Genomic DNA, 9436 nt, shown 5'->3' with positions numbered 1-9436 from the left:
CGCCCCGCCCGCCCCCGACGAGGACCCCGCCGACTGGCCCCGGCTGCGTGCCGAGGGTGCTCCCGACGCCGCCGACCGGCTCGCGGCCGACGCCCGCCGGGGGCTGATGAACGACGTGGACCGGGCCCGGATCGAACGCGCCTGGGAGGCCGTGCGGAACCGGCCCGAGTGGCGGTCCGCGTTCACCGACGCCGTACTGCGGGCCGGCGCCGCCGCCTGTGCCCACCCGTCCGGCGCGCGCGATCTGAGCGTCCGGGCGGCCCGGCACGACCTGATCACCGGCCAGGTCCGCATCGGCACCGCGGCCGAGGACCGGCGCAACCCCTACGACCACCGCGGTGTCGGCTGGGCGCTGGACCCCGGCCTGCTCGGCACCTCCCTGCTCGCCGTCGGACCGCCCGGCTGCGGCAAGACCGCGGGCCTGGTCCGGCCCGTGCTGGAGTCGCTGTGCCTGCAGGCCCTCGCCGGGCGGGCCGCCGTGGTCGCGGTGGGAGCCTCGGGCACCGACCTGGCCCCCGACGAGGCGTTCGACGTGGTGATCCGCATCGGTCGGCCGGACTCCGCCTACGACCTGGACCTGTACGGCGGCACCGAGGACCCGGACGAGGCCGCGGCGATCCTCGCCGAGGGCCTGGTCGGCGATCTCACCGCCGCGCTCCCCGGCGGGGACGGACGCCGCGCCGCCACCGCCCTCGCCCAGATCCTCGGCCCCTTCCACGGCGCCCACGGCCGCTTCCCGTCCGTCCAGGAGCTCCGGGAGCTGCTCGACGGCTCGCCCGAGGCGCTCGACGCGCTCCGCGGCCGGCTCGCCGTCGGCGGGCAGGGCGCGCTGGCCCGGGAGCTGGACGCCCGTGAGCGGCAGGCCGGGCGGCCCGGTGACCCGGCGCCCATGCTGGCCGACCGCGTCGCGCTGCTCGACCGCCCGGCGTTCGCGGGCTTCTTCGACACCGGCGACCCCCGGCGGACGTTCTCGCTCCGGACCCTGGAGCATCCCCTGCGGGTCCGGATCGACCTGCCCGAGCGCGGCCACGCGGAGGCCTCCCGGATGCTGGCGCGGCTGATCCTCGCCCAGTTCACCGAGTCCGCCGCCGCCCGCGCCGACCGCTCGCTCTTCGCCTGCCTCGTCCTCGACGACGCCACCCACACCGTGACCGCCGAGTCGGTGCGCGGCCTCCAGCGGCTGCGCTCGGCGCACGCCGGCGCGGTCCTCACCCTCCGCACCCTGGACGACGTGCCCGAGGCGCTGCGCAGCGCCCTGCTCGGCACCGTCGGCTGCCGGATGGCCTTCTCCGGCGTGACCACCTGGGACGGCGCCCGGTTCGCCGAGGTGTGGGGGAAGGAGTGGGTGGAGACCCGCGACGTCACCGACCGCCAGATCATCGCCCACGAGCCGCTCACCCGTGCCCTGCACGTGCTCCGCCGGGTGGTCACCGGCCGGGCGGTCACCGCCCAGTCCGTCACCGTGCGGACGGTGGAGCGCGAGCGCTGGTCCGCCTCCGAGCTGGCGCACGGGGTGCCACCGGGGCACGCGGTGCTGTCGGTGACGTCGGTACGGGGGGCGATGACGCCGCCGGTGCTGGTGAACCTGCGGGACTGAGGCCGGTCCGCGGGAGGCCGCGCCTTTTGCTCCGCTGAGGCAGAATCGGTCACAGCAGTTCATACGGGACGGCCCTGTCGCCGTGCCGTCCCCGCTCTGGTCGTGCGGGTTCTCCACGAAGCCGCGCCCCGAAGCCGCCCACCCGAAGGTGCCATGCCCCCCACGCTCGCCTCGCTCGTCCACCATTCCGCCCTCAAGCTCACCGTGCTCGCGGGCCGGGAGCGGCTGGACACCCCCGTCCGCTGGGCGCACGTCAGCGAGCTGGCGGACCCGGTGCCCTGGATGGAGGGCGGCGAGCTGCTGCTGATCACCGCCATGAAGATCGACGCGGCCGACCCGGACACCGTGCGTCCTTACGTGGGGCGGCTGGTCAAGGCGGGTGTCGTGGGCCTCGGCTTCGCCGTCGGCGTCAACTACGAGCAGGTGCCGCCCGCCCTCGTCGAGGCCGCGGAGGAGGCAGGGCTGCCGCTGCTGGAAGTGCCCCGGCGTACCCCGTTCATCGCCATCAGCAAGGCGGTCTCGGCCGCCATCGCCGCCGATCAGTACCGTGCGGTCACCGCGGGCTTCGCCGCCCAGCGCGAACTCACCCGGGCCGCCCTCGGCCCGGACGGCCCGGCCGGGCTGCTCGCCCGGCTCGCCGCGTACGTCGACGGCTGGGCCGCCCTCTACGACGCCTCGGGCGCGGTCGTCGCCGCCGCCCCCGACTGGGCCGCCCGGCGCGCCGCCCGCTTCGGCCCGGACGCCGAGCGGCTGCGCGGCCGGCCCGCCCCCGCCAGCGCCGTCGTCGCGCCGGAGGAAGGCGACGACCGCGTCGAGCTCCAGTCCCTCGGCACCGGCCGCCGTGCTCGCGGCGTGCTCGCCGTCGGCACGGCGGCGCCGCTCGGCACGCCCGAGCGGTACGCCGTGCACTCGGCCGTCGCCCTGCTCACCCTCGCCACCGAGCGTTCCCGCGCCCTCCAGGCCGCCGAGCAGCGGCTCGGCGCGGCGGTGTTGCGGATGCTGCTCTCCGGGGAGGCGGAGCACGCGCGGGCCGTCGCCGGGGAGCTCTACGGGTCCCTGCTCGACCGGCCGTTCCGCGTGCTCGTCGCCGAGCCGGTGCCGGTGGAGGGCGCCGACCCGGACGCCGGCGACCCGCTCGCCGCCCTGGCCGACTCCGCGGAGGCGGCGGCGAGCCGGGCGGCGGAGCCGGTACTCGCCGTGCCGGAGGAGGGGCGGCTCGTGCTGCTGGCTCCCGACGGGGGAGCCGCGGCCGACGCCTGCGCGGGCGCCGTGCGCTCGGAAGGCGCCGGTGTCGCCCTCGGGTTGTCCGCCCCCGCCCTGGCCGCCGGCACCGCCGCCGCCCTTCGCCAGGCCGAGCAGGCGCTCTCCGTCGCCCGGCGGCGGGGGCGTGCTCTCGTCGAGCACGAGGATGTCGCCGCCGGGTCCGTTCTCCCGCTTCTCGCCGATGACGCCGTGCGGGCCTTCGCCGACGGGCTGCTGCGGGCCCTGCGGGCGCATGACGCGACCGGGCGGGGGGATCTCGTGGAGTCGCTGCGGGCTTGGCTTTCCCGGCATGGACAGTGGGATGCGGCCGCCGCTGATCTGGGGGTGCACCGGCATACGTTGCGGTACCGGATGCGGCGGGTGGAGGAGATTCTGGGGCGGTCGCTGGACGATCCGGATGTGCGGATGGAGTTGTGGCTGGCGCTCAAGGCTTCTCCTCCGGGGGCGGGGGAGTGAGCCCCAGCCCCGCCCTCTCACCGTTTCCTGGGGGCTGCGCCCCAGACCCCGCTTGTCGCGGCTTCGCCGCTCGTCCTCAAACGCCGGACGGGCTGGATAGTGCGCCCGAGCGCACCACTCAGCCTGTCCGGCGATTGAAATGCCGAGAGGGCGGGACCGGGGCACCCCCACCCCGCCGATCCGGCGCCCCTCTCCTCCGCTCCGCTCCACGGTGGACAAATGGCGCGCCCCCGTCCGCCCCCTACGGTGAGGGGGCACGCACCCACCCCCGTACCGGAAAGGCGGCCCCATGACCTCCCCCGCCCCGCACGCGTTCTGGCTGGCCGGCCGTGAGGCCACCGGCGAGGAGACCTTCGACGTCACGAACTCCTGGGACGGCCGCCTGGTCGGCACCGTGAGCGTGCCCACCGAGGCGCAGGTGGAGGAGGCCGTGGCCGCCGCGCACGCCGTGCGCGAGGAGTTCGCGGCGACGCCCGCGCACGTCCGTACGGCCGCCCTCGACCACGTCGCCAAGCGGCTGGCCGAGCGCACCGAGGAGATCGCCCAGCTGATCTCGGCCGAGAACGGCAAGCCGATCAAGTGGGCGCGCGGCGAGGTCGGCCGTGCCGTCTCCGTGTTCCGCTGGGCCGCCGAGGAAGCGCGCCGGTTCAACGCCGGTGACGCGCAGCGGCTGGACACCGACCCCGGTTCCACCGGCCGCCTCGCCCTCACCCGCCGCTTCCCGCGCGGCGTCGTGCTCGGCATCGCGCCCTTCAACTTCCCGCTGAACCTGGCCGCGCACAAGGTCGCCCCGGCCATCGCGGTCGGCGCGCCGATCATCCTCAAGCCGGCCCCGGCGACCCCGCTGTCCTCGCTGCTGCTCGGCGAGCTGCTCGCCGAGACCGAGCTGCCGGCCGGCTCCTGGAGCGTCCTGACGGTCCCCAACGACCGGATGCCGGCCCTCGTCCAGGACGAGCGGCTGCCGGTGATCTCGTTCACCGGTTCCGGTCCGGTCGGCTGGTCCATCCTGGACTCCGCGCCGCGCAAGCACGTCACCCTGGAGCTGGGCGGCAACGGCGCGGCCGTCGTGCTGGCCGACTGGTCCTCCGAGGAGGACCTGGACTGGGCGGCGCAGCGCATCGCCACCTTCTCCAACTACCAGGGCGGCCAGTCCTGCATCTCGGTGCAGCGCGTCATCGCCGACGCCTCGCTGTACGAGCGTCTGGTGCCGAAGGTCGTCGCGGCCGTCGAGGCCCAGGTGACCGGCGACCCGTCGGACGCGGCCACCGACGTCGGCCCGCTGGTCAGCGAGGACGCCGCGAAGCGCGTCGAGTCCTGGGTGGACGAGGCCGTCGCCGCGGGCGCGAAGCTGCTCGCCGGCGGCAAGCGCGAGGGCGCCACCTACGCGCCCACCGTGCTGGCGGACGTCCCGGCCGGTGTGACCATCGCGTGCGAGGAGGTCTTCGGCCCGGTCCTGACCCTGTCCAAGGCCGACGGCGAGGAGGCCGCCTTCGCCGCCGTCAACGACTCGCCGTACGGCCTCCAGGCGGGCGTCTTCACCCACGACCTGCAGACCGCCTTCCGCGCCCACCGCGCGCTGGAGACCGGTGGCGTGGTCATCGGCGACGTCCCGTCGTACCGCGCCGACCAGATGCCGTACGGCGGTGCCAAGCAGTCCGGAGTGGGCCGCGAGGGCGTGCGCTACGCGATGGACGACTACACCTACGAGCGGGTGCTCGTCCTGACGGGCCTCGCCCTGTAAACACCGAGTGCGCTCCGGGCCCGTGGCCCGGAGCGCACTGGTCCCCCGTGCCGTCGGCACGTCCCCCGTTTCCCCCGTGAAGCTCCGGGGTGCCGACGGGAACCGACTCTAGGCAACCGGCGGGCCGAGCCCATCCCCTCGCCGGTTGAACCCCGGGTCAACTCCTGCGGTAGCCCGGCGTCTCCCCCTCCACCCGCCGCGGCAGACGGCACCGCCCGCGCCCGGCCGATGCCGCGCCCCGCGCGGCGTGGGTACGCTGCGGCGATGCGGACGGCAGGGGCGGCAGGAGCGCGGTCGCGCAGGTGGCCACGGACGCCGGAACGGCGTTCCCCCGGCAGGCCGTTATGGATGCGGGACGCGCCGCTGGCCCTGGGCTGCGCCGCGGCCACGGTGGTCTATGCCAGCAGCGCGTCGTCCGCCAACGCGCCCTGGAGCCGCCCCGACGCCCTCGGCTACACGCTGATCTGCGTCATCAACCTGAGCCTGGCCGCCCGCCGCCGGGCCCCCGTCCTGACGTTCGCCCTCACCAGCGGTTTGTGGCTGGTATTCGTCGCCGCCGGCTACTGGCCGATCGTCAACAGCCTCTGCCCGATGGTGGCGCTGTACTCGGTCGCCGCGAGCCGCCCCTGGCCGGTGGCGCTGCTCTGCGGCGTCTGCTGCGCCGGATGCGCGGTGCTCAGCACCGTACTCGGCCACACCGACGACCTGGTGACCACGGTCGCCCAGGCCGCGGTGATGCTCGCCATCATCCTGAAGTTCGGCGGCAACGCCCGCCAGCTCGCCGAACGCAACGCCGAACTCTCCGATCTGGCGGCCCAGTTGCGCCGGGAACGCGAGGAGAACGCCCGCCGCGCCGTCGCCGAGGAACGCGTCCGCATCGCCCGTGAGCTGCACGACGTGGTCGCCCACCACATGTCCGTGGTGTCGGTGCAGGCCGGGCTCGCCCGCTACGTCTTCGCCAGCGACCCGGCCACCGCCCGGGACGCGCTCGGCACGATAGCGGCCAGCAGCGGGGAGGCGCTGGAGGAGATGCGCCGGCTGCTGGCCGTGCTCCGGGTCGGCCCGGAGGGCGGGGACGACGGCGGAAAGGGCATCGGACCAGCGGAGGGCGACTGCCCGTACCACCCGATGCCCGGCCTGGGCCGGCTGGAGGCCACCGTGGAGCGGGTACGGGCGGTCGGCGTCCGGGTGGAACTGGAGGTCACGGGGGAGCGGCGGCCCCTCCCGGCCGGCCCCGACCTGTGCGCGTACCGCGTGGTCCAGGAGGCGCTGACCAACATCATCAAGCACGCGGGCACCGCCCGCGCGGTGGTCCGGGTCGCCTTCCGGCCGCACGAGCTGGAGCTGAGCGTCACCGACGACGGCCGGCCGGCGCCCCGGCGGCGGGGGACGGTTCCGGCCAACCCGGTGCCGTCCGGCGGCCATGGATTGATCGGCATGCGCGAGCGCGCCAGGATCTACGGGGGGAGTCTCGCGGCCGGCCCGCGGGCGGACGGCGGGTTCGAGGTCCGGCTGACGCTTCCCCTCCAGTGACCGGCGGGGGCGGGGCGGATGACGACCGGCGAGCAGGACGGCGGTTCCGGCATACGCGTGCTCGTCGTGGACGACCAGGTGCTGATCCGGGCCGGCGTCGCGGCCCTGCTGCGCGCGGCCCCCGGCATGAGCGTGGCCGCCGAGGCCGCCGACGGGCAGGAGGCCGTCGACCTCGCCCTGGCCCACCACCCGGACGTCGTCCTCATGGACATCCGGATGCCCGGCCTCAGCGGCGTCGCCGCCACCGAGCGCATCCTCGCCGCCGGCCTCGTCCCCGCGCCCAGAATCCTCGTCCTGACCACCTTCGACCTCGACGAGTACGTCTACGCCGCGCTGCGCGCCGGCGCCTCCGGCTTCCTGCTGAAGGACGCCGGCCCCCAGCGGCTGCTGGCCGCCGTCACCGCCGTGGCCGGCGGGGACACCCTCTTCTCGCCCAGCGTCACCCGCCGCCTGGTCGAGGCGTTCACCCGGCCGCGGCCCGCGCCCGAGCCCCCGCGGAGCGAGGCCCTCGACGCGCTCACCGGCCGGGAGCGCGAGGTGCTGCGCCACACCGGGCGCGGCCTGTCCAACGGCGAGATCGCCGCCGAGCTCGTCATCAGCGAGGCCACCGTCAAGACCCACCTCAACCGCGCCATGGCCAAACTCGGCCTGTGCAGCCGCGCCCAGGCCGTGGTCGTCGCCTACGAGAGCGGCCTGGTGACGCCCGGCACGCGGCACTGACGGCGGCCCGGCCCGGCCGGAACCCTGCGCGCGGTCTGGTAGACACCCTGCGAATCGGGTACATACGGACCGGTAGCACCGGTCGGTATCGACCGTGACAACCGCGACGACTCAAGCGGCGAGGTGCCCCATGACCGCACCATCCGTACGGCCGGTCTCCGAGCGCGAAGCCCGCCGGGTCGCCGAGGCGGCCCGCGAGCAGGGCTGGCAGAAGCCCAGTTTCGCCAAGGAACTCTTCCTCGGCAGGTTCCGGCTCGACCTGATCCACCCGTACCCGACGCCCGCGCCGGAGGACGTGCGGCGCGGCGAGGAGTTCCTCGCCCGGCTGCGCGCGTTCTGCGAGACGCGGATCGACGCCGCCCGCATCGAGCGCGAGGCGCGCATCCCCGACGAGACGGTCGCGGGCCTGAAGGAGCTCGGCGCCCTCGGGATGAAGATCGACATCAAGTACGGCGGCCTCGGCCTCACCCAGGTGTACTACAACAAGGCGCTGATGCTCGTCGGCTCGGTCAGCCCGGCCGTCGGCGCGCTGCTCTCGGCCCACCAGTCCATCGGCGTACCGCAGCCGCTGAAGCTGTTCGGCACCCAGGAGCAGAAGGACGCGTTCCTGCCGCGCTGCGCCCGCAGCGACATCTCGGCGTTCCTGCTCACCGAGCCGGACGTCGGCTCGGACCCGGCCCGGCTGGCCACCACCGCCGTGCCCGACGGCGACGACTACGTCCTCGACGGCGTCAAGCTCTGGACGACCAACGGCGTCGTCGCCGACCTGCTGGTCGTCATGGCCCGGGTGCCGAAGAGCGAGGGCCACAAGGGCGGGATCACCGCGTTCGTCGTGGAGACGGCGTCCGAGGGCGTCACCGTCGAGCACCGGAACGCCTTCATGGGCCTGCGTGGCATCGAGAACGGCGTGACCCGCTTCCACCAGGTGCGGGTGCCGGCGGCCAACCGCATCGGCCCCGAGGGCGCCGGCCTGAAGATCGCGCTGACCACGCTGAACACCGGACGGCTCTCCATCCCGGCGATGTGCGTCGGCGCCGGAAAGTGGTGTCTTAAGGTCGCCCGCGAGTGGTCGGCCGCCCGGGAGCAGTGGGGCAAGTCGATCGCCCGTCACGAGGCCGTCGGCGCGAAGATCTCGTTCATCGCCGCCACCACGTTCGCCCTGGAGGCGATCGTCGACCTCTCCGGCCAGATGGCCGACGAGGACCGCAACGACATCCGCATCGAGGCCGCCCTCGCCAAGCTCTACGGCAGCGAGATGGGCTGGCTGATGACCGACGAGCTGGTCCAGATCCGCGGCGGCCGGGGCTACGAGACCGCCGCCTCCCTCGCCGCCCGCGGCGAACGCGCGGTCCCCGCCGAGCAGATGCTCCGCGACATGCGCATCAACCGGATCTTCGAGGGCTCCACCGAGATCATGCACCTGCTGATCGCCCGGGAGGCCGTGGACGCCCACCTGTCGGTCGCCGGCGACCTCATCGACCCGGAGAAGTCCCTGGGCGACAAGGCCCGGGCCGGCGCCCGGGCCGGCGGCTTCTACGCCCGCTGGCTGCCCAAGCTCGTCACCGGCCCGGGCCAGCTGCCGACGAGCTACGCCGAGTTCCACCCGGCCGGCCACAGCGACCTCTCCGGACACCTGCGCTACGTCGAACGCGCCTCGCGCCGGCTCGCGCGCTCCACCTTCTACGCCATGTCCCGCTGGCAGGGGCGGCTGGAGACGAAGCAGGGGTTCCTGGGGCGCGTGGTGGACATCGGCGCCGAACTCTTCGCCATGAGCGCCGCCTGCGTCCTGGCCGAGCGGCTGCGCACCCAGGGGGCGCACGGCAGGGAGGCGTACGGGCTCGCGGACGCCTTCTGCCGGCAGGCGCGCATCCGGGCGGACGAGCTCTTCGCCCGGCTGTGGACCAACACCGACACCCTCGACCGGCAGGTGGTGAACGCGGTGACGGCCGGGGCCTGCGCCTGGCTGGAGGAGGGCATCCTGGACCCGGGCGACGACGGCCCCTGGATCGCCGACGCCACCCCCGGCCCGTCCAAGAGCGAGAACGTGCACCGGCCCGTGCACTGACCGGACTCCCGCCCTCCGGTCCCACGCGGCCGGAGGGCGCCCTTTCGCCCCGGCCCCGGCC

Annotated in this window: 6 protein-coding genes; all 6 read left to right on the top strand. The window is 75.1% G+C overall.

Annotated elements, in window-relative coordinates; all coding sequences use genetic code 11:
* Positions 1–1597, top strand: a 1597-nt coding sequence (locus ACSNOK_RS26135) for an ATP/GTP-binding protein (RefSeq protein ID WP_436783230.1), incomplete at its 5' end; no start/stop codon positions are given.
* Between the two features lie 153 nt (positions 1598–1750).
* The gene (locus ACSNOK_RS26130) at positions 1751–3316 is read left to right on the top strand and encodes a PucR family transcriptional regulator (RefSeq protein ID WP_436783229.1); all 1566 of its coding nucleotides are present in this window, start codon (positions 1751–1753) and stop codon (positions 3314–3316) included.
* 289 nt (positions 3317–3605) lie between these two features.
* Positions 3606–5057 (top strand): aldehyde dehydrogenase family protein, encoded by a 1452-nt coding sequence (locus ACSNOK_RS26125; protein WP_436783228.1) that lies wholly within the window; start codon positions 3606–3608, stop codon positions 5055–5057.
* Between the two features lie 348 nt (positions 5058–5405).
* The gene (locus tag ACSNOK_RS26120; RefSeq protein WP_436783227.1) at positions 5406–6590 is read left to right on the top strand and encodes a sensor histidine kinase; all 1185 of its coding nucleotides are present in this window, start codon (positions 5406–5408) and stop codon (positions 6588–6590) included.
* Between the two features lie 18 nt (positions 6591–6608).
* The gene (locus ACSNOK_RS26115) at positions 6609–7310 is read left to right on the top strand and encodes a response regulator (protein ID WP_436783226.1); all 702 of its coding nucleotides are present in this window, start codon (positions 6609–6611) and stop codon (positions 7308–7310) included.
* Positions 7311–7440: 130 nt separating this feature from the next.
* The gene (locus tag ACSNOK_RS26110; RefSeq protein WP_436783225.1) at positions 7441–9375 is read left to right on the top strand and encodes an acyl-CoA dehydrogenase family protein; all 1935 of its coding nucleotides are present in this window, start codon (positions 7441–7443) and stop codon (positions 9373–9375) included.
* Positions 9376–9436: the final 61 nt, after the last annotated feature.

The sequence above is a fragment of the Streptomyces sp. URMC 126 genome (genome assembly GCF_051386555.1).
Taxonomy (GTDB): Bacteria; Actinomycetota; Actinomycetes; order Streptomycetales; family Streptomycetaceae; genus Streptomyces.
This window is presented reverse-complemented; position numbering and strand designations above follow the sequence as displayed.